The sequence below is a fragment of the Pseudomonas lactucae genome (assembly GCF_036688725.1).
Lineage (GTDB): Bacteria > Pseudomonadota > Gammaproteobacteria > Pseudomonadales > Pseudomonadaceae > Aquipseudomonas > Aquipseudomonas lactucae.
In genome coordinates, this window is record NZ_JAQQPT010000012.1 from 157,024 (window position 1) to 178,881 (window position 21,858).

Sequence of the window (21,858 nt, forward strand, 5' to 3'; positions counted from 1 at the left end):
GGCGGACTCTGATTGATCGGCCGTTCGTCGCCGATCTTTAGGTGAGTGATGGCGAAATGCCAAATTTTCGGCGTCAGCAGGTTGGCCTGGCGATGTTCGTTTGATCCTAGGCGCTGATGGGCAGCTCCAGCTCGAAGGCGGGCGCTTCCAGCGGCGCCAGGCCGAACGCGGCACGTGCGGCATCGCAATCGACGTTTTGCTCGCCCTGGCTCCATGAGGCATCGAACTCTCGGCAGGGGCTTGAGCGTTGCTCATAGATCGAACAACGGGTGCCTTTACCCACTTCACCCTCAAGGCTGCAGCAGCGCGCGGGTTTCTGGTCGGTGCCGATCATCGCGACGCGAGTGGGGTTGATCTGGACCACCAGGTCGTCGGGCACCGTGCCGCCCGATGAGGCGCACTCGCCCCAGAAGAAAGACACACGAAAGTATGAACAGCAGGCACCGCAATTCAGACACGGACTGGCTTCGGACATGGGCGTCATCAATAAAAAGTAGGGAGGGGCACTACGGGAAGGCTCGCCATTCTATCTGGGCCATGGCCGTTGGGAAGAGGGGGCAGCACTTATATTTTGCGTAGGGAAAGTCCCGGAATACCGGACGAAATCATGCCCTATCAGCTTTACGAATCATTACAGACAAGCGGCGCTCGCCTGACTATGTTGCAAGTACCCGAGCAGGGTGCTTCGTGCATCGCAGCTCTCATAACAATAAAAGAGACGGACCCATGCAGAACTCGACCCAAGCGGCGAATGCCTGGCGCATTCTGTTCCTGCTGTTCCTCGCCAACCTGTTCAACTTCTTCGACCGCACCATCCCGGCCATCATCATCGAGCCAATCCGCATGGAGTGGCACCTGAGCGACTTCCAGCTCGGCATCATCGGCACCGCATTCACCATCGTCTACGCCATCGCCGGCCTGCCGCTGGGGCGTATGGCCGACACTGGCTCGCGCAGCAAGCTGATGGGCTGGGGCCTGTTTGCCTGGAGCGGGTTGACGGCGATCAATGGATTCGTCGGCAGTTTCTGGACCTTTTTGCTGGTGCGCATGGGCATCGGTATCGGTGAAGCCAGCTACGCGCCGGCGGCCAACTCGCTGATCGGCGATTTGTTCCCTGCGCATCGCCGTGCACGCGCCATGGGGATTTTCATGCTCGGTCTGCCGTTGGGCCTGCTGCTGGCGTTTTTTACCATCGGTGCGATGGTCAAGGCGTTCGACAGCTGGCGCGCGCCGTTCTTTATTGCAGCGGTGCCGGGGCTGATCCTCGCGGTGTTCATGTTCTATATCAAGGAACCCAAGCGCGGTGCGGCGGAAACCGTGCAGGTGTCCCAGGAGCGCGTCGACCGCCCGATCCGTCGCGTACTGGCCGTGCCTACTTTCCTCTGGCTGGTGCTGGCCGGGTTGTGCTTCAACTTCGCCACCTACGCGTGCAATTCGTTTCTGGTGCCGATGCTGCAGCGTTATTTCCTTATGCCGCTGCAGGACGCCGCCGTCGCTACCGGTGTCATCGTCGGCTTGACTGGCCTGGTGGGCCTGACGGTGGGTGGCTGGATTGCCGACAAGATCCATCAACGCGTCGCCAATGGCCGACTGCTGTTCGCGGCGTTCAGCCTGATCATCTCCACCGTCACCACCGCCTGGGCCTTGCATGCCGGACGTATCGAGATTGGTGTGTTCGTGGCGCTGTTCAGTGTGGGCTGGTTGTTTGCCTATAACTTCTACACCTGCGTGTACACGGCGATCCAGGATGTGGTTGAACCACGCCTGCGGGCGACGGCGATGGCGTTGTTCTTTGCCGGGTTGTATTTGCTGGGCGGCGGCATGGGGCCGATCGTGGTGGGCGGCTTGTCCGATCATTTCGCCCATTCGGCGATGTATGCCGCGGGGGCCGAGCAGATGACTGAGGCCTATAAAGCGGTGGGTTTGCACGACGCCATGTACCTGATTCCGGTGGCGCTGTTTTTGACCATGCTGTTTCTGTTCCAGGCCTCGCGCAGTTTTGTGCGTGATGCCCGGCGGATGAAAGAGGGGTTGAGCGCGGTTGAGGTGCCGGTTACGGCCGCGACGGCTTGAAACCGCGGTGACGCTATCGGGGGCTAGCCCTCGATGAGGCCCGCAAACCAGCACTGTTCTCAAGTGAATAAAGAAGGCCCGCATTGCGCGGGCCTTTTTTAACAGGGCAGGGCGGTAATCAACCGGCCACCAACACCCGAATCGCTTCCAGTCTCAGCGCAGCCTTGTCGAGCATGGCCAGGCCTTGCTCGCGCTGGTTGCGCAGGGCAACCAGTTCACTGTCACGCACGGTCGGGTTGACCGCTTGCAACGCGGTCAGGCGCGCCAGTTCTTCGTCGGTGTCCGCCGCCAGCCGACGCTTGGCCTCAGCCACGCGCTCGGCGTGACGCGGGGTGATCTTCTCTTCACCGGCGTTGATGCGCGGGGTGAGTTGATCGCGCTGGGCCTGCACGAACTTGTTGGCGCTGGCCCGTGGCACGCTTTCCAGCTGGTCGTTCAAGGTTTCGAACGAGACGCGCCCGGACAGGTCATTGCCATTGGCGTCCAGCAGGCAGCGCAATGCGGCCGGTGGCAGGTAGCGACCCAATTGCAGCGAACGCGGTGCAACCACTTCACTGACGTAAAGCAGTTCGAGCAACACGGTGCCTGGCTTGAGCGCCTTGTTCTTGATCAGTGCCACGGCGGTGTTGCCCATGGAACCGGACAGCACCAGGTCCATGCCGCCCTGCACCATCGGGTGTTCCCAGGTGATGAACTGCATGTCTTCGCGCGACAGCGCCTGGTTGCGGTCGTAGGTGATGGTCACGCCTTCGTCGTCGCCCAGGGGGAAGCTGGCGTCGAGCATTTTTTCGCTCGGCTTGAGGATCAGCGCGTTTTCCGAATGGTCTTCGCTGTCGATACCGAAGGCGTCGAACAGGGTTTCCATATAGATCGGCAGGGCGAACTGGTCGTCCTGCTCCAGGATGTCTTCCACCAGCGCATCGCCTTCACCTGCGCCACCGGAATTGAGCTCCAGCAGGCGGTCGCGACCGGTGTGCAGCTCTTGCTCCAGGCGTTCGCGCTCGACACGGGCCTCGTCGATCAGCGCTTGCCACTCGCCGTCATCGGCGTTTTCCAGCAGCGGCAGCAGGCGCGGGCCGAACTGGTGCTGCAGGGCGTTGCCGGTCGGGCAGGTATTGAGGAACGCGTTCAGCGCTTCGTGGTACCACTGGAACAGGCGCGCTTGCGGGCTGGTTTCCAGGTACGGCACGTGCAACTCGATCACGTGCTTCTGGCCGATCCGGTCCAGACGGCCGATGCGCTGTTCCAGCAGGTCGGGGTGGGACGGCAGGTCGAACAGCACCAGATGGTGGGCGAACTGGAAGTTGCGGCCTTCAGAGCCGATTTCCGAGCAGATCAGCACCTGGGCGCCGAACTCTTCGTCGGCGAAGTAGGCGGCGGCACGGTCACGTTCGAGGATATTCATACCCTCGTGGAACACCGTGGCCGGGATGCCGGAACGCACGCGCAGGGCGTCTTCCAGGTCCATGGCGGTTTCGGCGTGGGCGCAGATCACCAGGACTTTGGTGCGCTTGAGCATTTTCAGCTGGTCGATCAGCCATTCCACCCGTGGGTCGAAGCGCCACCAGCGGTTTTCTTCCTCGATGTCCGGCTGCGACTGGAAGCTGACTTCCGGGTACAGCTCGGCGTGTTCGCCCAGTGGCAGTTCCAGGTATTCGTCCGGGTTCGGCAGCGGGTAGGCGTGCAGCTTGCGCTCCGGGAAGCCCTGGACGGCGGCGCGGGTGTTGCGAAACAGCACGCGGCCGGTGCCGTGGCGGTCGAGCAGCTCACGCACCAGGCGTGCGCTGGCTTCGGTGTCGCCATCGTTGACGGCGCTGAGCAGCGCTTCGCCTTCGTTGCCGAGGAAACCCTGGATGGTCTTGTGGGCCGCCGGTGACAGCCGGCCCTTATCGAGCAGCTCCTGCACGGCCTCGGCCACCGGGCGATAGTTTTCGCTCTCGGCGCGGAAGGCCTGCAGATCGTGGAAACGGTTCGGATCCAGCAGGCGCAGGCGCGCAAAGTGGCTGTCCTGACCCAGTTGTTCCGGGGTGGCGGTGAGCAGCAGCACGCCAGGAATCACTTCGGCGAGTTGCTCGACCAGCGAATACTCAGGGCTGGCTTTCTCTTCGTGCCACACCAGGTGGTGAGCCTCGTCGACCACCAGCAAGTCCCAGCCGGCGGCGAACAGCGCGTCCTGGGCCTTTTCGTCGTCCACCAGCCACTCAAGAGCGACCAGGGCGAGTTGGGTGTCTTCGAACGGGTTGGTGGCATCGCTTTCGATAAAGCGTTCTTCATCGAACAGCGCAACCTGCAGGTTGAAGCGGCGGCGCATTTCCACCAGCCATTGGTGCTGCAGGTTTTCCGGCACCAGGATCAGCACGCGGCTGGCGCGGCCCGAAAGCAGTTGGCGATGGATCACCAGGCCGGCTTCGATGGTCTTGCCCAGGCCCACTTCGTCGGCCAGCAATACCCGTGGCGCGATACGGTCGGCGACTTCCCGGGCGATATGCAATTGGTGAGCGATAGGTTGCGCACGCACGCCACCCAGGCCCCACAGCGAGGACTGCAATTGGCGGCTGGTGTGTTCCAGGGTGTGGTAGCGCAGCGAGAACCAGGCCAGCGGGTCGATCTGCCCGGCGAACAGACGGTCGCTGGCCAGGCGGAACTGGATGAAGTTGGAGAGTTGGGTTTCCGGCAGGGTCACCTGCTCGTTCTGCCCATTGAGACCGTGGTAGACCAGCAAGCCGTCGACGTCGTCGACTTCCTGTACGGTCATTTTCCAGCCTTCGAAATGGGTGATGGAGTCGCCCGGCGAGAACCTCACGCGGGTGAGGGGCGCATTCCGTAGCGCATACTGGCGCGTGTCGCCAGTGGCCGGATAGAGCACGGTCAACAAGCGGCCGTCCTGTGCCAGAACGGTGCCTAACCCCAGCTCTGCTTCGCTGTCACTAATCCAGCGTTGCCCCGGTTGATACTGCTGCGCCATGCTGCCTGACTCCCGCCGTGAAAAAGCCGACTATGTTAACGGAACAAGGCTCCCACGCCCAAGGATTCTGATAAAAACTACTCCGTTTGAACGGGGCGTCGGCAGTTGGATCGACGGATGGCGGGCACTTGGGAGTGTCGACTGGGTCACAGGTTGGCGAGCTTTTGCTCAAGTCGCCCTGCGGCCCGCCGACAGCCTGTTGATCAGGAGAGTAAAGATTATGTTGCCACCCATGCTGCCCGTCAGCGTTGTGCCGGTCACGTCACAACTTGATCCGGTACGCCAGAAGCCGGATATCCCGCCCGTGGTGCCTGTGCAAGCAGGCGCCAATGAAAGCGCGATCGACCTGAAAAAGGGCGATGCCGAGCAGTCGGCCTTTGTGTTGCGCGAAGAGCAACGCCGCCAGCAGGAGCAGCAAAAACGCCGGCGTGAAGCCGAGGAAGACCCCGACCAACACCTGGCCATCCCAGGCGACGTGCTCAATGCCGACAACACCGTGCCCGTGGTGCCGCTGATCGAAGACGCGCCGCGCCAGGGCTTGTGGGTGGACGTCGAGGTTTGATCGCTCGGTTGCGGGCGAAGGCCTGCCTTTTGTCGCGCACTGATTTGCCGCCGGGCGGGGGAGGCCGCATTATTAAGCCCTTCTCGCCACGACGTAAGCCAAGCCATGAGTGATGATGACAAATTGATCGACCTGAATGCCGAACGCGCCAAGCGAGTTCATGACCTCAATGACAAACGCCTGAACGAAGTGCGCCAGGCGTTTGAACAGGCAATGCCGTTAGGCAAAGCCAAGAAAAAGCCGAAGAACAAACCGAAAAAGCGTTGAAACGACCTGCATCTATTGATGCAGGTCAGTTATTGCCCTTCTTTACGCCCCGTTGCGGGCGACATTGATCCCCGTCAATTTTCCCGTCTGACTTCTCCAGTAACTTAGCCCTATCGCAACAGGGCAAGCACAGGAGGCCGGTCATGTTCATCGATAATGTGGTATTCGCCGGAGTGCTGACTGTAAGCCTCATGGTGCTGTTTTTTGTAGGATTTGGAGTTTTTATCTGGAAAGACGCGAACAAGCGTAAAAAACCTTAGGTCTTTCCGGGTTACATGAGCACGCAAGGCATTTTGGGCGACTTCGGTCGCCTTTTTTTTATTGTGCTGTTGTCACGGCCCGCTCCCACATTTTGGCTTATGCCCGGCTTGATCATAAAAAAAGGTGCGACCCTCGCGGATCGCACCTTTTTTCGTTGCAGCGCAGTATCAGCTGCCGAGTGCCTTTGACGCCAGCCAGAACAACCCGGCCGACAGGCCCACAGTTGCCGGCAGGGTCAATACCCACGCCATCAGGATGGTCTTGACCGTGCCACCTTGCAGGCCGCTCTTGTTGGCGACCATGGTACCGGCCACGCCGGAGGACAGCACGTGGGTGGTGGATACCGGCAGGGCGAAGATGTTGGCAAAGCCGATCATGGTCGCGGTGGTGATCTGCGCCGACATGCCCTGGGCATAGGTCATGCCCTGCTTGCCGATCTTCTCGCCGATGGTCAGTACCACGCGCTTCCAGCCCACCATGGTGCCCAGGCCCAGGGCCAATGCAACCGCGAGGATCACCCAGAACGGTGCGTACTCGGTGGTGGCGGTGAGGTCTTTGCGCAGCTTGTCGAGGTCGGACTTCTCACGTGCGTCCAGGCCCGGCAGTTTGCCGACTTTCTTCGCGGTATCGTCCAGGCAGAGCAGGTAGCGGCGCACTTCGATGCGCTGATCGGCGTTCAACGAATGGTAGTCGGAGACGCCTTTCAAGGTGCTGACGAGCGCGTTGATGGTCGGCTCGGTCTGCTGTGGGTTGCACTGGAACTTGCCTGGCAGGTCGTCCTTCACGCTTTTACCCAGCGCCAGGAATTCGCCGAGGGTGGCGTTGTTGCGCTGGTAGAACTGGCTCAAATGCACGGTAGCGTCGCGGGTACGCTCGATCTGGTAAGTGGTGCTGCCCAGGTCAAGGACGAACTGCGCCGGCACGATACCGATCAGCACGAGCATGATCAGGCCGATACCTTTCTGGCCATCGTTGGAACCGTGCACGAAACTCACGGCCATGGCGGAAATCACCAGGACCAGGCGGTTCCAGAATGGGGGATGTTTCTTGTCGTCGAGCTTGCGGCGCTGGTCCGGGGTCTTGTGCATCTTCGACAGCGGGCGCCACCACTTCAGGCCGAGCAGCACCAGGGCTGCGACCAGGAAGCCGGCCATCGGCGAGAACACCAGCGAGGCGCCGATATCGATTGCCTTCTGCCAGTTCACACCGTCAGCCAGTGGGATATCGTTGATCAGCGCGTTGGCCAGGCCAACACCGAGGATCGAGCCGATCAGCGTGTGGGAACTGGAGGCGGGGATGCCAAAGTACCAGGTACCCAGGTTCCAGGTGATCGCGGCGGCCAATAAAGAGAAGACCATGGCCAGACCGTGGCCGGTATTCACATTGATCAGCAACTCCACCGGCAGCAAGTGCACGATGGCGTAGGCGACACCGACACCACCGAGCAACACGCCGAGGAAATTGAACACCCCGGAGAAGAACACGGCCAGATGCGGCGGCATGGCTTTGGTATAGATGACTGTGGCCACCGCGTTAGCGGTGTCATGAAAGCCATTGATGAACTCGAAGGCGAGGACAAAGGCGAGGGCGAGCAACAGGCTCACGAGAACCCAAGCATCCAGTCCGCTGAATAAATCGATCATGAAGGTTTTCTGACCCGGTCGTAAGGGGGCGCGATTATGCCAGAAAACCTCGGTAATCGATGCACTAGCTGCTCATCGGTTACCTTCTTCATTAAAAAAAAACTGGCAAAGGCCCCTCATCCCAGGGTTTTCGGGGCTTTGGCAAGTCTTTGATTTATAAAGCAGGGGGCCGAAAACAACGGTTTTTGTCATCAATCCGTCATGCCAGAAACATTTGTATGAAATTTTACCGAGGCGATGGGCGACGAGTAGCCAATTGATAGCTATGTACCCTTGGTCAGGGTTGCAACCTTGAGGCTCAACCTGAATCGCTTAGGGCTCTTCGGCTTTGAGTTCCTGCTCGATCTTTTGAATTTCCTGGGCAAATGCCTGATCGAGCAAGCTGGCTCGCTTGCGCCAGGGTTTGCGTTCAGGTTCAGGCTGGGCGGCGTAAGTGGTGACTTCCCCGCCGTAAACGTCCTTGTAACGTTGTTCCTGGCGCTCTAGTTCTGCGCGCAGTTCATCTTTCGTCACGTTGTTACCTAATTGAGTTGAGTGTAAATCGCTTGCAGCGTTATCCCTGAATATCGCCCTCGGCTTGTTCAAAGTTGAACGTTCTAAACGTTCAACTAGTGAAGGAGAGCGCCGTCGCTTGTTATGGCATTGATTCAAGGTAAGTGTTGCAACCGGCACTGCATGGCATGTGCACGACCTGGCGAGCTCTGGTGCCGATGGTGAAACCGGGCAGACCTGAGCACAGGGTGCATTATAGCGACGCATTTGGATAACACTATCGGGATAAAGTTAAAAAGCGTCAACGTTATGTGCGGGTTTTGTTACACGAGCATGTGAATACGTGCTCATATTCTGACGTCATAAAGTTTACCCGACATGCGGTGTTATAAAACATGCCTGAAATTGTACCGGGGGCGTGAAAGGCGCTCAGGTGTCGGCAACCGGTAGAATTGCGATAATCGAATGATCGTCCGATAATCGCCCAATGTTCCCGGCTCTGCCTTGTGCCCCATGTCCGGCGCGGCTTGTAATAGCGGCCGAATTCCCTGCGGTCGACAATAAAAGAAAGGATCCCCTGATGAACGATCAATTGCGCAACTCTTTCGCGTCAGCCGCGCCGCCGATCGTTGCCTCGCCGGCCAAGCGCATCCAGGCATTTACCGGTGATCCCGACTTCATGACCTCCCTGGCGCGTGGCCTGGCCGTGGTGCAGGCATTCCAGGAGCGCAAGCGCCACCTGACCATCGCCCAGATCAGCCACCGCACCGAGATTCCTCGCGCCGCCGTGCGTCGTTGCCTGCATACGCTGATCAAGCTCGGCTACGCCACCACCGATGGGCGCACCTATTCGTTGCTGCCCAAAGTATTGACGCTTGGCCACGCCTATCTGTCGTCCACGCCTCTGGCTGTGTCGGCCCAGCCCTATCTGGACCGCATGAGCGAACAACTCCACGAAGCCTGCAACATGGCCACCCTCGAAGGCGACGACATTCTTTATATCGCCCGTTCGGCCACCACTCAGCGCCTGATTTCGGTGGACCTGTCGGTGGGCGGGCGCTTGCCGGCCTATTGCACCTCCATGGGTCGCATCCTGCTGGCAGCGCTGGACGATGCTTCGCTGCAGGACTACCTCGATCATGCCGACCTGCAAACCAAGACCAGCCGCACCCTGACCACGCCCGAAGCTTTGTTCGAATGCCTGCAGCAAGTGCGTCAGCAGGGCTGGTGCATTGTTGATCAGGAACTGGAACAGGGTTTGCGCTCGATCGCCGTGCCGGTGTATGACGCCTCGGGTCAGGTCTTGGCGGCGCTCAATGTCAGCACCCACGCCGGACGCGTCAGCCGCAGCGAGTTGGAGCAGCGCTTCCTGCCGAGCATGCTCAGCGCCAGCCGTGAGTTGAGTACACAGCTGTTCGCCTAAGCTGTTCGGTGATCGCACGGATCCCGGCGTAATCGATTGACGGTGTTTCACCTGGCTTATTACTGTGCGGCAGCGCGCTTCTGGCGCCGCCCAATAATAATGACGACCCCAGGTCGTCGGCCCGCCCCCGGTGTGGAATAAAAACAATGAATCAACCTTCTGTCGGTGCCCCCCTGGACGTGCAGTCCTTTATCAATGCCCAGCCACTGTCGCGCTACCAGTGGCGTGTGGTGATTCTGTGTTTCCTGATTGTGTTCCTCGATGGCCTGGATACCGCCGCCATGGGCTTTATCGCGCCTGCCCTGTCCCAGGACTGGGGCATCGACCGCGCCAGCCTCGGCCCGGTGATGAGCGCCGCGTTGATCGGCATGGTATTTGGCGCACTGGGTTCCGGCCCGCTGGCCGACCGCTTTGGTCGCAAAGTCGTGCTGGTGGGGGCGGTGCTGGTGTTTGGCGCGTTCAGCCTGGCGTCGGCCTACAGCAGCAATGTCGATCAACTGTTGGTGCTGCGCTTCCTCACCGGGCTGGGCCTGGGGGCCGGGATGCCCAACGCCACCACGCTGCTGTCCGAATACACCCCCGAACGTCACAAGTCACTGCTGGTGACCAGCATGTTCTGCGGTTTCAACTTGGGCATGGCCGGTGGTGGGTTTATCTCAGCCAAGCTGATCCCTGCGTTCGGCTGGCACAGCCTGCTGCTGATCGGCGGCATCCTGCCATTGATCCTGGCCGTGGTGCTGCTGGTGTGGCTGCCGGAGTCGGCGCGCTACCTGGTGGTGCGCAATCGCGGCACGGACAAAGTGCGCAAAACGCTGTCACCCATCGAGCCCACTATCGTCGCCCAAGCCACCGACTTCAGTGTGCCCGAGCAAAAAACCGTCAAGGCACGCAACGTGTTCGCGGTGATTTTCTCCGGCACCTACAGCGCCGGCACCTTGTTGCTGTGGCTCACCTATTTTATGGGCCTGGTGATTGTTTACCTGCTCACCAGTTGGCTGCCGACGCTGATGCGGGACAGCGGCGCCAGCATGGAGCAGGCCGCGTTTATCGGTGCGTTGTTCCAGTTTGGTGGCGTGTTGAGTGCGGTCGGCGTGGGTTGGGCGATGGACCGGTTCAACCCTCACAAGGTGATCGGCGCTTTCTACCTGCTGGCCGGGGTGTTTGCCTACGCGGTAGGGCAGAGCCTGGGCAACATCACGCTACTGGCGACCCTGGTGCTGATCGCCGGGATGTGCGTCAACGGCGCGCAATCGGCGATGCCTTCCCTGGCGGCCCGTTTCTACCCGACCCAGGGCCGCGCCACCGGCGTGTCGTGGATGCTCGGCATCGGCCGCTTCGGTGCGATTCTTGGCGCGTGGATGGGCGCCACCTTGCTCGGCCTGGGCTGGAACTTCGAGCAGGTGCTCACCGCTCTGGTGATTCCGGCGGCGTTGGCCACCACAGCAGTGGTCATCAAAGGCATGGTCAGCCACGCCGACGCAACCTGAAGCCTGACCGAGTTCGCCCAAGTGAGTAGCTAGACAACAATCGGTTCGATAATCGAACGGTTAGTCGATTATCGGATTGTTTGACCCATTTGCCCGGCTTAATCTGCAAGCACTTCGGCGCCCTCTCAGCGCCTTTTTCGAACAACACCGGGAGCCCGACCCCATGGCTGAAATTCTTGCGCTGCGCGACGCGGTGAAGCGATTTGTGAACGATGGCGATACCGTCGCCCTCGAAGGCTTCACCCACCTGATCCCTACGGCCGCAGGTCATGAAATCATCCGTCAGGGCAAGAAAGACCTGACGTTGGTGCGCATGACGCCCGACCTGATCTACGACCAGTTGATCGGTGCCGGCTGCGCACGCAAGTTGATTTTCTCCTGGGGCGGCAACCCAGGTGTGGGCTCCCTGCACCGGCTGCGTGACGCGGTCGAAAAGCAATGGCCGCAACCGCTGGAAATCGAAGAGCACAGCCATGCCGATCTGGCCAATGCCTATGTCGCCGGCGCCTCGGGCTTGCCGTTCGCGGTGCTGCGTGCCTACGCCGGTTCCGACCTGCCCAAGGTCAACCCGCTGATCAAAAGCGTGACCTGCCCGTTTACTGGCGAAGTGCTTGCGGCGGTGCCGTCGGTGCGTCCGGACGTCACGGTGATCCATGCACAGAAAGCCGACCGCAAGGGCAACGTGCTGCTCTGGGGCATTCTCGGTGTGCAAAAGGAAGCGGCGCTGGCGGCCAAGCGTTGCATCGTGACCGTTGAAGAGATCGTCGACGACTTGAATGCACCGATGAACAGCTGTGTGTTGCCGACCTGGGCCCTGACTGCGGTGTGCCACGTGCCAGGTGGCGCGCACCCGTCCTACGCTCACGGCTACAACGAGCGCGACAACCGTTTTTACCAGGCGTGGGACCCGATCGCCCGCGACCGTGAGACCTTTACCGCATGGATCAACGCATACATCCATGGCACCGCCGACTTCACTGAATTCCAGGCCAAGCTGGCCGCCGCGCAGGAGGCCAAGTAATGGCTTACTCGACCAACGAAATGATGACCGTCGCCGCCGCGCGCCGCCTCAAGAACGGCTCGGTGTGCTTTGTCGGCATCGGCCTGCCCTCCAAAGCGGCCAACCTGGCGCGCCTGACCTCGTCGCCCGATGTGGTGCTGATCTATGAGTCCGGCCCGATTGGCGCCAAGCCCTCGGTGTTGCCGCTGTCCATTGGTGACGGCGAGCTGGCGGAGACCGCCGACACCGTGGTGCCGACCGGTGAGATCTTCCGCTACTGGCTGCAAGGCGGGCGTATTGACGTGGGGTTCCTCGGCGCGGCCCAGGTCGACCGTTTTGGCAATATCAACACCACTGTGGTCGGTGATTACCATCGGCCCAAAGTGCGCCTGCCGGGTGCCGGTGGCGCGCCGGAGATCGCCGGTTCCGCCAAGAGCGTGCTGATTATCCTCAAGCAGTCGTCGCGTTCGTTTGTCGACAAGCTGGACTTCATCACCTCCGTCGGCCACGGCGAAGGCGGCGATTCACGCAAACGCCTGGGCCTGCCGGGTGCCGGGCCTGTAGGGATTATTACCGACCTGTGCATCATGGAGCCGGAAGAGGGCACCCATGAATTTGTGGTCACTGCGCTGCACCCTGGCGTGACCCGCGAACAAGTCGTGGCGGCCACCGGTTGGGCGATTCGTTTTGCCGACCAGGTTGACACCACCGCCGAACCTACAGACATAGAACTGACGGCCTTGCGTGACCTCGAAGCCCGTACCGCCGCCGCCCATGGCCAAGCGCCAGGAGAGGCCTGATGCGCGACGTATTTATCTGTGATGCCATTCGCACCCCCATCGGCCGGTTCGGCGGCGGCCTCGCCACCGTGCGTGCCGACGACCTGGCGGCGCTGCCGATCAAGGCCCTGATGGAGCGCAACCCGTCGGTGGAGTGGACGGCCGTTGACGAGGTGTTCCTCGGCTGCGCCAACCAGGCCGGCGAAGACAACCGCAACGTCGCCCGCATGGCGCTGTTGCTCGCGGGCCTGCCGGAGAGCATTCCGGGTGTGACCCTCAACCGTTTGTGCGCCTCGGGCATGGACGCCGTCGGCACTGCGTTCCGTGCCATCGCCAGTGGCGAGATGGAGCTGGCGATTGCCGGCGGCGTCGAGTCGATGTCCCGCGCGCCGTTTGTGATGGGCAAGGCCGACGCGGCGTTCTCGCGCAACATGAAGCTGGAGGACACCACCATCGGCTGGCGCTTTATCAACCCGTTGATGAAAGCCCAGTACGGCGTGGATGCGATGCCGCAGACCGCCGATAACGTCGCCGACGATTACAACGTTTCGCGCGCCGACCAGGACGCCTTTGCCCTGCGCAGCCAGCAACGTACCGCTGCCGCGCAGGCCGCCGGCTACTTCGCCGAGGAAATCGTGCCGGTACGGGTCGCCCATAAAAAAGGCGAAACCGTGGTGGAGCACGATGAGCATCCACGCGACACCACCCTCGAAGCCCTGGCCAAGCTCAAGCCGGTCAATGGCCCCGACAAGACCGTCACCGCCGGCAACGCGTCGGGTGTGAATGATGGCGCCGCCGCGCTGATTCTGGCCTCGGCCGAGGCCGTCAAGAAGCACGGCCTCACCGCTCGCGCCCGAGTATTGGGTATGGCCAGCGCCGGTGTCGCGCCACGTGTGATGGGCATCGGCCCGGTACCGGCGGTACGCAAACTGGTCGAGCGCCTGGGCCTGGCCGTGACTGATTTTGATGTGATCGAACTCAACGAAGCCTTCGCCAGCCAAGGCCTGGCGGTGCTGCGTGAACTGGGCATTGCCGACGACGCGCCGCAGGTCAACCCGAACGGCGGCGCCATCGCCCTTGGTCACCCATTGGGCATGAGCGGTGCGCGGCTGGTACTGACCGCCTTGCACCAGTTGGAAAAAACCGGCGGCCGCAAAGGCCTGGCGACCATGTGCGTGGGCGTCGGCCAAGGCCTGGCCCTGGCGATTGAACGCATCTAACAAGAGAGGACCGCTCCATGAGTGACAAGCCCGGTTACCGGCGCCCGCAAGCGGGCACCCAACCTGATTACCTGCACCCGGCCTACCAGTCGACGAACCTGCGTTCGCCGTCCCAGCCGTTGGTGTTTTTGCCGCATTCACTGTCGGAAATCACCGGCCCGAGCATCGGCGCCGAGCGTGTCGATGCGAAGGACAACGACCTCACCGCCCAGCATGAAGGCGAGCCTCAGGGCGAGCGCATCATCATTCATGGCCGTGTGCTGGATGAAAACGGCCTGCCGGTGCCGGGCATCCTGGTGGAGATCTGGCAGGCCAACGCCGCCGGTCGCTACAACCACAAGCGCGACCTGCACGACGCGCCGCTGGACCCGAATTTTACCGGCACCGGGCGGACCGTCACCGACGCCGACGGCTGGTACCAGTTCCAGACCATCAAGCCCGGCGCCTACCCGTGGGGCAACCACCACAACGCGTGGCGCCCGGCGCATATCCACTTTTCACTGTTCGGCCCCAGCGTGCTGACGCGCCTGGTGACGCAGATGTATTTCCCCGGCGACCCGTTGCTGGAATACGACCCGATCTACAACTGCGTGCCCGATACCAGCGCCAAGGAACGCCTGATCGCGCGTTTTGACCTGGAAAAAACCATTCCTTCCTATGCCCTCGGCTACCGCTGGGACATCGTCCTGCGCGGCCGCGACGCCACGCCGATGGAGAAATGAGATGAGCCTTTACGCAACCACGTCCCACACCGTTGGGCCGTATTACCACATCGGCCTGACCTGGCTGAACCGCGAGGACCTGACCAGCGCCGCCACTCTCGGTGACCGTGTGGCGATCAGCGGGCAAGTGGTGGATGGCAACGGCGATGCGGTCAACGACGCCATGCTCGAAGTCTGGCAGGCCAACGCCGCCGGCAAATATGACCACCCCGAAGATGAGCAGGACAAGGCCGTCGACCCCAACTTCGAAGGGTTTGGGCGTGTGCCGGTGGATGCCGAGGGGCGTTTCCGCTTTACCACCATCAGGCCGGGCAGTGTGCCGGGGTTGAAGGGCACGACCCAGGCGCCGCATTTGGTGGTGCTGGTGTTTGCGCGGGGCTTGGTCAAGCACCTGTTGACGCGGATTTATTTTGACGGTGAAGCGCTGAACGGGGACGACCCGTTGTTGGCGTGTGTGCCGGCGCAGCGGCGCGGTACGCTGATTGCCAAGCCGGGGGATGATGGGGTGTATCAGTGGAATGTGATTTTGCAGGGGACAGATAAGGAAACGGTGTTTTTCGATTATTGAGTTGGCTGTAGGGCCCCATCGGGAGCAAGCCCCCGATGAGGCCGGCCCAGACTACACAGATCCAAAAGTCTGCTTGCGGAACATGGTTGTTGCAAAGTATGTCTAGGCTATAACCGTTCCCACTGAGTGAAAAAATCATGACCACAAAAACCAGTCATTACACCGGAGAAGAACGCAGTAAACGAATCTTTGCGATTGTCGGTGCCTCCTCCGGCAACCTGGTCGAATGGTTCGACTTCTACGTCTACGCCTTCTGCGCCATCTATTTTGCCCCGGCGTTTTTTCCATCTGACGACCCCACGGTGCAACTGCTCAACACCGCCGGCGTGTTCGCCGCCGGGTTCCTGATGCGGCCCATCGGCGGCTGGCTGTTTGGCCGCGTAGCCGACAAACACGGTCGCAAAAATTCGATGATGATCTCGGTGCTGATGATGTGCGCCGGTTCCCTGGTCATTGCCTTTTTACCCACCTACAAGGACATCGGCGCCTGGGCCCCGGCCCTGCTGCTGGTGGCGCGGCTGTTCCAGGGCTTGTCGGTGGGCGGTGAATACGGCACCACCGCCACCTACATGAGTGAAGTCGCGCTCAAGGGCCAGCGCGGCTTTTTCGCGTCGTTCCAATACGTGACCCTGATCGGCGGGCAACTGCTGGCGGTGCTCGTGGTGGTGATCCTGCAACAGGTCCTCAGCGAAGAAGAACTGCGGGCCTGGGGCTGGCGGATTCCCTTCGTGATCGGCGCGGTGGCGGCGCTGATCTCGCTGTTGCTGCGGCGCACCCTCAAGGAAACCACCAGCAAGGAGATCCGCCAGGACAAGGACGCCGGCAGCATCGTCGCGCTGTTTCGCGACCACGGCCGGGCGTTCATCACGGTGCTGGGCTACACCGCCGGTGGCTCGCTGATTTTCTACACCTTTACCACCTATATGCAGAAGTACCTGGTGAACACCGTCGGCATGCACGCCAAGACCGCGAGCTACATCATGACCGGCGCGCTGTTTTTGTATATGTGCATGCAGCCGCTGTTCGGCATGCTGGCCGACAAGATCGGCCGACGTAATTCAATGCTCTGGTTTGCCGGCCTGGGTACTCTGTTCACGGTGCCGATCCTGTTGACCCTGAAGACCGTCAGCAGCCCGTTCCTGGCCTTTGTATTGATCACCCTGGCGTTGGCGATCGTGAGTTTCTACACCTCGATCAGCGGGCTGGTCAAAGCCGAGATGTTCCCGCCTCAGGTGCGTGCCTTGGGCGTGGGCCTGGCGTATGCGGTGGCGAATGCGGTGTTTGGCGGTTCGGCGGAAGTCGTGGCGTTGAGCCTTAAATCCATTGGTATGGAAAACACCTTCTATTGGTATGTCACGGCGATGATGGCGGTGGCCTTCCTGTTCAGCCTGCGCCTGCCCAAGCAGGCCGCTTACCTGCACCACGATCTGTAAAGGACGAGTTATGACACTGCGCACGAGCAACCAACTGTTCGACGCCTACTTCACCGCCGACAGCATGGCCGAGGTGTTCTGCGACAGGGGACGTTTGCAGGGCATGCTGGATTTTGAGGCCGGGCTGGCCCGGGCGCAGGCGCGGGTGGGGTTGATCCCGCAGGCCGCTGTCGCGCCGATTGCCCAGGCGTGCCTGGCCTCGCTGTACGACGTGGATGCCCTGGGCGCCGCGATTGCCACGGCGGGCAATTCAGCGATTCCGATGGTGAAGGCGCTGGGCAAGTTGATCGCCAGTGAAGATGCCGGGGCCGAGCGCTATGTGCACCTGGGCGCCACCAGCCAGGACGTGATGGACACTGGTTTGGTGCTGCAACTGCGGCGCGCGCTGGGGTTGATCGAAACCGACCTGGCCCGTTTGGGTGACGTGCTGGCCGCCCAGGCCCAGCGTTACGCCGAGGTGCCAATGGCCGGGCGCACCTGGTTGCAGCACGCGACGCCCGTCACCCTGGGTATGAAAATCGCCGGTTGGCTGGGCGCGGTGACGCGCAGCCGGCAACGTCTCGCCGAACTCAAGCCGCGCCTGCTGGTGCTGCAGTTCGGCGGCGCCTCCGGGACCCTGGCGGCGCTCGGTGAACAGGCCATGCCGGTGGCCGAAGCCCTGGCGGCGGAGTTGCAGTTGGGCCTGCCCGAACAGCCCTGGCATACCCAGCGTGATCGCCTGGTGGAGTTCGCCGGCGTGCTGGGCCTGATTGCCGGCAGCCTCGGCAAACTGGGGCGGGACATCAGCCTGCTGATGCAAACCGAAGCGGCAGAAGTGTTTGAACCGTCGGCGCCGGGCAAGGGCGGTTCATCCACCATGCCGCACAAGCGCAACCCGGTCGGCGCCGCCGTACTGATCAGCACGGCGACCCGCGTGCCTGGCCTGGTGTCGACGATGTTCAGCGCCATGCCTCAGGAACACGAACGCAGCCTGGGCCTGTGGCATGCCGAATGGGAAACCCTGCCGGATATTTGCCGCCTGGTCTCGGGCGCGTTGCAACAGGCGCTGCTGGTGAGCGAAGGGTTGGAAGTCGACCCCGAGCGCATGCAGCATAACCTCGACCTGACCCAGGGCCTGGTGCTGGCCGAAGCGGTGAGTATCGTGCTCGCCCAGCGCCTGGGCCGTGAAACCGCGCACCACCTGCTGGAGCAATGCTGCAAGCGTGCCGTCGCAGCGGGGCGTCACCTGCGCGCCGTGCTGGCGGATGAAGCGCAGATCACCGCCGAACTCTCGGCGGCCGAACTGGACCGCCTGCTCGACCCCGCCCACTACCTGGGCCAGGCGCGCACCTGGGTCACGCGCGCGGTCACCGAACATTTTGCACTGACTGCCTGAGGAGGCCACTGTGGCATTTGTACAACTCGCCGAGGGCGAACTGCATTACCAACTCGATGGACCCGTCGATGCACCGGTGTTGGTGCTGTCCAACTCCCTGGGCACCGACCTGCATATGTGGGATCTGCAGGTCCCGGCCTTTACCGAGCATTTTCGCGTGCTGCGTTTCGATACCCGCGGTCATGGCAAATCCCTGGTGACCGAGGGGCCGTACAGCATCGAGCAGTTGGGCCACGACGTGATTGCGCTGCTGGATGCGCTGGATATTCAACGCGCGCACTTTTGCGGCCTGTCCATGGGCGGCCTGATCGGCCAATGGCTGGGGATCAACGCCGGCGAGCGTCTGCGGCGCCTGGTGGTGTGCAACACCGCCGCCAAGATCGGCACGCCGGACATCTGGAACCCGCGCATCGAAACGGTACTGCGCGACGGCGCGGCGGCGATGGTTGCGCTGCGCGATGCATCGATTGCACGCTGGTTCACCGCCGATTTCGCCGCGGCCAATCCGCACCAGGCCACGCGGATCACCGACATGCTCGCGGCCACCTCGCCGCAAGGCTATGCGGCCAATTGCGCGGCCGTGCGCGATGCGGATTTTCGCGAGCAGCTGTCTGCAATCAAGGTGCCGACCCTGGTGATTGCCGGCACTGAAGACGCCGTCACACCGCCTGCCGGTGGCCACTTTATCCAGCAGCGTGTGCAGGGCGCCGAGTATGCCGAGTTCCCTGCGGCCCACCTGTCGAATGTCCAGGCCGGTGCTGCGTTCAGCGATCGGGTGATTGAATTTCTGCTGGCCCGTTAAGGAGCTTTTTGTGGACGAGAAACAACGTTATGCCGAAGGCCTGCAAGTCCGTCGCGAGGTGTTGGGCGATGCCCATGTCGACCGCAGCCTCAATGCCCTGACCGAGTTCAACAGCGAATTCCAGGAAATGATCACCCGCCACGCCTGGGGTGACATCTGGACCCGCCCGGGCCTGCCTCGGCACACCCGCAGCCTGATCACCATCGCGATGCTGATCGGTATGAACCGCGCCGAAGAACTCAAGCTGCACCTGCGCGCCGCGGCCAGCAATGGCGTGACCCGCGCCGAGATCAAGGAAGTGCTGATGCAGAGCTCGATCTATTGCGGGATTCCGGCGGCGAATGCCACGTTCCACCTGGCGGAGTCGGTGTGGGATGAGTTGGGAGTGGAGTCCCGCCAGGACTGAAATACGCTAGAAAATGTGGAAGGGGGCAAGCCCCCTCCCACATGTTTGCTCTTCACAAGGGCTGTAGATCTCAGTGGGAATCGGCGTCCCACACCCAGTTCCACACACCCGGCAGATGCACTTGCTCGTTCACATCCTTCACCGTCCGCGCCAGCGCCGCGCGTTCCAGCGCGGCGTGGTCGGTGTAGAACGGCTCGGTCGCCGTCTTCATGCCGTTGATGCGGGCGCTGTCCATCAGGATCTGCAGGTATTCCTGCATGTGCCGCGCGGTGTAGCGGTTGATGTCGTGGAAGGTCACCACCACCGGTATCACGCCGTCCACTGTCGGCAACTCACCCAACGCAATATGCTCGCGCACCACCGACAGTTGTCGATACAGATTGGCGCGCCGGCGCGGGCTTGCGTTGAACCCCCAGATCTTGCCGTCGTTGGCGCTCAAATCGGTCAACAGGACGTGCATGCCATGGCGCTGATAGGCGGCGAAGGTGCGGCGGTCGTAGTTCCAGAACGGCGGGCGCACCAGGGTCGGTGGCGCACCGGTGATCGCCGCAATGTCGGCGGCGCCCTGGGTGAGGGTGCGCTCAAGCTCGGCGTCGTTCAGCCAGCGGTGGTTGGTATGAAACGCGGTGGCGGTGTGGAAGGCCAGCACATGCCCGCCCGCGTATTCGCGCTCCATGGTCTTGCGGCCGCGTGAACTGCCGCCGGAGCGAGTCGCTTCGGTCTGCAAAAAGAACACCGCCTTGATCCCCGGCAACACCGGGTTGTTGGCCAGGTCGGCGACCACCGAGCGGGTCGGGTTGTTGTAGCCCGACGCGCTGGGCCCGTCATCGAAGGTCAGCAGAAAGCGGATCGGCGCCTGGGCTTGCAAGCGTTGTTCGGTCTGCGGCGTCAATGCGACAGGCGCACCGATACAGCCACTGAGGCTCACGGCCAGGGCCAGCACGGCGGATGCGAGGGCAAAGGATTTCATGGTGGGTGCGGGCTCGAATAAGAGGCCGCCGCCGGGAGAGCCAGCGGCGGCAGGCGCGCACGATACCGCAAGTGTCGCGCCGGTTTATAGCAGACTGAGCGGGTAACTGACGATCAACCGGTTTTCGTCGAACTCGTTGTTGCTGTAGTCACGCCGCATGCTGGAATTGCGCCAGCGCATGGTGAGGTTTTTCAGGCTGCCGCTTTGCACGGTGTAGCCCAATTCGCTTTCGCGACCCCACTCCTTGCCGTCGGTGATGGTGCCGGTGTGTACGTTGCTGCCGCTGATATAACGGTTCATCAAGGTCAGGCCCGGCACGCCAAGGGCGGCGAAGTTGTAGTCATGGCGCAACTGCCAGGATTTCTCCTGGGCATTGTCGTAGCTTGAGTTGTAGCTGTCGTTGGCCAGGGTGCCGCCGCTGGTGCCGTTGACACGCATCCAGGCACTGTTGCCGGTGAGTTTTTGCAGGCCCACGTAGAAGGTGTTGCCGCCGTATCTGGCCGAGAACAGGCCGGACCAGGTCTTGTTGTCCAGGTCGCCGGCGCGGGCGCTGCCGTCGTCCTTGCCATAGAAGAACCCGAGGTTGGCGCCCAGGGTCCAGTCGCCCAGAGGCTGGCTGTGGACCAGGTTGATGAACTGCTGACTGTAGATGTCCTTGAGCTGGGCATTCCACAGGCCAACCTGGGTGCGTTTGTCGTTGAAGGCGTATTCGCCGCCCTGGAAGTTGAAGCGGTCTGAGGTGAACGCGGGTTTACCGGTCATCGACAGGTCGTTCATGCTGCTGTCATCGCGCGGGCTGTTGGCGCGGAACTGGCCGCCATAGAGGGTCAGGCCGTCGATTTCCCTGGAGGTGATCTGCCCGCCGCGCAGGGTTTGCGGCAGGGAACGGCCATCGTCGGAACGCAGGATCGGCAGCACCGGCATCCACTCGCCGACCTTGACTTCGGTCTTCGAAATACGCGCCTTGAACGCCACACCGAGACGGCCGAATTCATCCGCCGGACGGCCGTCATGGTCCAACGGCAGCAACTGGGTGCCACCGGTGCCACGCCCGCCGTCGAGCTTGAGCGAGTACAGACCCAAAACGTCCACACCAAAACCTACCGTGCCCTGGGTAAAGCCGGATTTGGCGTCGAGGATGAAACTCTGCGTCCACTCCTGCGCGCCGCCCTGGGTTTTGGTCGGGTTGGTGAAGTTGCGGTTGATGTAAAAGTTGCGCAGGTTGAGGTTGGCGCTGGCATCTTCGAGAAAGCCGTGCTCTTCGGCGAAGACCGGCAAGGCAGCACTGGCGACAGCGGCAGCCAGCAACAGCTGGCGAGGATGGAATGTGCTCATGGCGTCTGACCTGTTGTTATTGAGGTTATGCAGGTGGCGGCCATGGTGCTTGGCGGTGCGGGGGCGAAGAAAGTG

Annotated in this window: 21 protein-coding genes; 15 read left to right on the forward strand and 6 right to left on the reverse strand. The window is 61.8% G+C overall.

The window, feature by feature from the left end:
* Positions 1–106: 106 nt before the first annotated feature.
* Entirely contained in the window at positions 107–475 is a 369-nt protein-coding gene (locus V6M90_RS15765; RefSeq protein WP_003172382.1) for a YkgJ family cysteine cluster protein, read from the reverse strand.
* A gap of 251 nt (positions 476–726) precedes the next feature.
* Between V6M90_RS15765 and V6M90_RS15770 the strand changes: the two genes are divergently transcribed.
* Positions 727–2,073 carry a spinster family MFS transporter gene (locus V6M90_RS15770; protein ID WP_042944306.1) on the forward strand — a complete coding sequence of 449 codons (1,347 nt, stop codon included), beginning with the start codon at positions 727–729 and terminating at the stop codon, positions 2,071–2,073.
* A 118-nt stretch (positions 2,074–2,191) separates the two neighbouring features.
* Here the strand turns inward: V6M90_RS15770 and rapA are convergent, their stop codons facing one another.
* The gene (gene rapA, locus V6M90_RS15775; RefSeq protein WP_003172384.1) at positions 2,192–5,038 is read right to left on the reverse strand and encodes an RNA polymerase-associated protein RapA; all 2,847 of its coding nucleotides are present in this window, start codon (positions 5,036–5,038) and stop codon (positions 2,192–2,194) included.
* Positions 5,039–5,258: 220 nt separating this feature from the next.
* On the opposite strand from rapA, the gene V6M90_RS15780 reads away from it, so the two are divergent.
* The 3 genes from V6M90_RS15780 to ccoM all read left to right on the forward strand — a co-directional run bounded on the left by V6M90_RS15780 (position 5,259) and on the right by ccoM (position 6,127).
* Positions 5,259–5,600 carry a hypothetical protein gene (locus V6M90_RS15780; RefSeq protein ID WP_042944308.1) on the forward strand — a complete coding sequence of 114 codons (342 nt, stop codon included), beginning with the start codon at positions 5,259–5,261 and terminating at the stop codon, positions 5,598–5,600.
* 105 nt (positions 5,601–5,705) lie between these two features.
* Positions 5,706–5,867 (forward strand): hypothetical protein, encoded by a 162-nt coding sequence (locus tag V6M90_RS15785; protein ID WP_003172386.1) that lies wholly within the window; start codon positions 5,706–5,708, stop codon positions 5,865–5,867.
* Between the two features lie 143 nt (positions 5,868–6,010).
* The gene (gene ccoM / locus V6M90_RS15790) at positions 6,011–6,127 is read left to right on the forward strand and encodes a cytochrome c oxidase subunit CcoM (RefSeq protein WP_279654131.1); all 117 of its coding nucleotides are present in this window, start codon (positions 6,011–6,013) and stop codon (positions 6,125–6,127) included.
* Positions 6,128–6,295: 168 nt separating this feature from the next.
* Here the strand turns inward: ccoM and V6M90_RS15795 are convergent, their stop codons facing one another.
* On the reverse strand, positions 6,296–7,771 hold the full coding sequence (locus V6M90_RS15795; RefSeq protein ID WP_003172388.1) for an inorganic phosphate transporter: 1,476 nt from the start codon (positions 7,769–7,771) through the stop codon (positions 6,296–6,298).
* A 312-nt stretch (positions 7,772–8,083) separates the two neighbouring features.
* Positions 8,084–8,284: a hypothetical protein gene (locus V6M90_RS15800; protein WP_003172389.1), complete on the reverse strand. Its 201-nt coding sequence runs from the start codon at positions 8,282–8,284 to the stop codon at positions 8,084–8,086.
* Between the two features lie 559 nt (positions 8,285–8,843).
* Between V6M90_RS15800 and pcaR the strand changes: the two genes are divergently transcribed.
* The 11 genes from pcaR (at position 8,844) to pcaC (ending at position 19,478) form a co-directional block, all read left to right on the forward strand.
* On the forward strand, positions 8,844–9,686 hold the full coding sequence (pcaR, locus tag V6M90_RS15805; protein WP_003172390.1) for a pca regulon transcriptional regulator PcaR: 843 nt from the start codon (positions 8,844–8,846) through the stop codon (positions 9,684–9,686).
* A 146-nt stretch (positions 9,687–9,832) separates the two neighbouring features.
* A complete protein-coding gene (locus V6M90_RS15810) occupies positions 9,833–11,173 on the forward strand; it encodes an MFS transporter (RefSeq protein ID WP_078731926.1) in 1,341 nt (446 codons plus the stop codon).
* 163 nt (positions 11,174–11,336) lie between these two features.
* Positions 11,337–12,194, forward strand: a complete 858-nt coding sequence (locus tag V6M90_RS15815; RefSeq protein ID WP_003172393.1) for a CoA transferase subunit A — start codon at positions 11,337–11,339, stop codon at positions 12,192–12,194.
* Entirely contained in the window at positions 12,194–12,973 is a 780-nt protein-coding gene (locus V6M90_RS15820) for a CoA-transferase subunit beta (protein WP_003172394.1), read from the forward strand. Before V6M90_RS15815 ends, V6M90_RS15820 begins: the two co-directional genes overlap by 1 nt.
* Positions 12,970–14,172 carry a 3-oxoadipyl-CoA thiolase gene (pcaF, locus tag V6M90_RS15825; RefSeq protein WP_181408622.1) on the forward strand — a complete coding sequence of 401 codons (1,203 nt, stop codon included), beginning with the start codon at positions 12,970–12,972 and terminating at the stop codon, positions 14,170–14,172. Before V6M90_RS15820 ends, pcaF begins: the two co-directional genes overlap by 4 nt.
* A gap of 17 nt (positions 14,173–14,189) precedes the next feature.
* Positions 14,190–14,894 carry a protocatechuate 3,4-dioxygenase subunit beta gene (gene pcaH, locus V6M90_RS15830; protein ID WP_003172396.1) on the forward strand — a complete coding sequence of 235 codons (705 nt, stop codon included), beginning with the start codon at positions 14,190–14,192 and terminating at the stop codon, positions 14,892–14,894.
* Between the two features lies 1 nt (position 14,895).
* Complete coding sequence (pcaG, locus tag V6M90_RS15835) at positions 14,896–15,462, forward strand: protocatechuate 3,4-dioxygenase subunit alpha (protein ID WP_332846751.1); 567 nt, start codon at positions 14,896–14,898, stop codon at positions 15,460–15,462.
* A 137-nt stretch (positions 15,463–15,599) separates the two neighbouring features.
* Positions 15,600–16,895 carry an MFS family transporter gene (locus V6M90_RS15840; RefSeq protein ID WP_003172398.1) on the forward strand — a complete coding sequence of 432 codons (1,296 nt, stop codon included), beginning with the start codon at positions 15,600–15,602 and terminating at the stop codon, positions 16,893–16,895.
* Between the two features lie 10 nt (positions 16,896–16,905).
* A complete protein-coding gene (locus V6M90_RS15845) occupies positions 16,906–18,270 on the forward strand; it encodes a 3-carboxy-cis,cis-muconate cycloisomerase (RefSeq protein WP_332846752.1) in 1,365 nt (454 codons plus the stop codon).
* 10 nt (positions 18,271–18,280) lie between these two features.
* Positions 18,281–19,072, forward strand: a complete 792-nt coding sequence (gene pcaD / locus V6M90_RS15850) for a 3-oxoadipate enol-lactonase (RefSeq protein ID WP_141064243.1) — start codon at positions 18,281–18,283, stop codon at positions 19,070–19,072.
* A 10-nt stretch (positions 19,073–19,082) separates the two neighbouring features.
* The gene (pcaC, locus tag V6M90_RS15855) at positions 19,083–19,478 is read left to right on the forward strand and encodes a 4-carboxymuconolactone decarboxylase (RefSeq protein WP_332846753.1); all 396 of its coding nucleotides are present in this window, start codon (positions 19,083–19,085) and stop codon (positions 19,476–19,478) included.
* 70 nt (positions 19,479–19,548) lie between these two features.
* On the opposite strand, the gene V6M90_RS15860 is transcribed toward pcaC, so the two are convergent.
* Together V6M90_RS15860 and V6M90_RS15865 are read right to left on the reverse strand one after the other, a co-directional pair.
* A complete protein-coding gene (locus tag V6M90_RS15860) occupies positions 19,549–20,448 on the reverse strand; it encodes a polysaccharide deacetylase family protein (protein ID WP_003172402.1) in 900 nt (299 codons plus the stop codon).
* Positions 20,449–20,532: 84 nt separating this feature from the next.
* Positions 20,533–21,783, reverse strand: coding sequence for an OprD family porin (locus V6M90_RS15865; protein WP_003172403.1), 1,251 nt, complete (start codon positions 21,781–21,783; stop codon positions 20,533–20,535).
* Positions 21,784–21,858: the final 75 nt, after the last annotated feature.

Excerpts from the sequence above, each read along its gene's own strand:
- V6M90_RS15765 (WP_003172382.1), bottom strand. The coding sequence starts at position 475 with ATGTCCGAAGCCAGTCCGTGTCTGAATTGCGGTGCCTGCTGTTCATAC.
- V6M90_RS15770 (WP_042944306.1), top strand. The coding sequence starts at position 727 with ATGCAGAACTCGACCCAAGCGGCGAATGCCTGGCGCATTCTGTTCCTG.
- rapA (WP_003172384.1), bottom strand. The coding sequence starts at position 5,038 with ATGGCGCAGCAGTATCAACCGGGGCAACGCTGGATTAGTGACAGCGAA.
- V6M90_RS15780 (WP_042944308.1), top strand. The coding sequence starts at position 5,259 with ATGTTGCCACCCATGCTGCCCGTCAGCGTTGTGCCGGTCACGTCACAA.
- V6M90_RS15785 (WP_003172386.1), top strand. The coding sequence starts at position 5,706 with ATGAGTGATGATGACAAATTGATCGACCTGAATGCCGAACGCGCCAAG.
- ccoM (WP_279654131.1), top strand. The coding sequence starts at position 6,011 with ATGTTCATCGATAATGTGGTATTCGCCGGAGTGCTGACTGTAAGCCTC.
- V6M90_RS15795 (WP_003172388.1), bottom strand. The coding sequence starts at position 7,771 with ATGATCGATTTATTCAGCGGACTGGATGCTTGGGTTCTCGTGAGCCTG.
- pcaR (WP_003172390.1), top strand. The coding sequence starts at position 8,844 with ATGAACGATCAATTGCGCAACTCTTTCGCGTCAGCCGCGCCGCCGATC.
- V6M90_RS15810 (WP_078731926.1), top strand. The coding sequence starts at position 9,833 with ATGAATCAACCTTCTGTCGGTGCCCCCCTGGACGTGCAGTCCTTTATC.
- V6M90_RS15815 (WP_003172393.1), top strand. The coding sequence starts at position 11,337 with ATGGCTGAAATTCTTGCGCTGCGCGACGCGGTGAAGCGATTTGTGAAC.
- V6M90_RS15820 (WP_003172394.1), top strand. The coding sequence starts at position 12,194 with ATGGCTTACTCGACCAACGAAATGATGACCGTCGCCGCCGCGCGCCGC.
- pcaH (WP_003172396.1), top strand. The coding sequence starts at position 14,190 with ATGAGTGACAAGCCCGGTTACCGGCGCCCGCAAGCGGGCACCCAACCT.
- pcaG (WP_332846751.1), top strand. The coding sequence starts at position 14,896 with ATGAGCCTTTACGCAACCACGTCCCACACCGTTGGGCCGTATTACCAC.
- V6M90_RS15840 (WP_003172398.1), top strand. The coding sequence starts at position 15,600 with ATGACCACAAAAACCAGTCATTACACCGGAGAAGAACGCAGTAAACGA.
- V6M90_RS15845 (WP_332846752.1), top strand. The coding sequence starts at position 16,906 with ATGACACTGCGCACGAGCAACCAACTGTTCGACGCCTACTTCACCGCC.
- V6M90_RS15860 (WP_003172402.1), bottom strand. The coding sequence starts at position 20,448 with ATGAAATCCTTTGCCCTCGCATCCGCCGTGCTGGCCCTGGCCGTGAGC.
- V6M90_RS15865 (WP_003172403.1), bottom strand. The coding sequence starts at position 21,783 with ATGAGCACATTCCATCCTCGCCAGCTGTTGCTGGCTGCCGCTGTCGCC.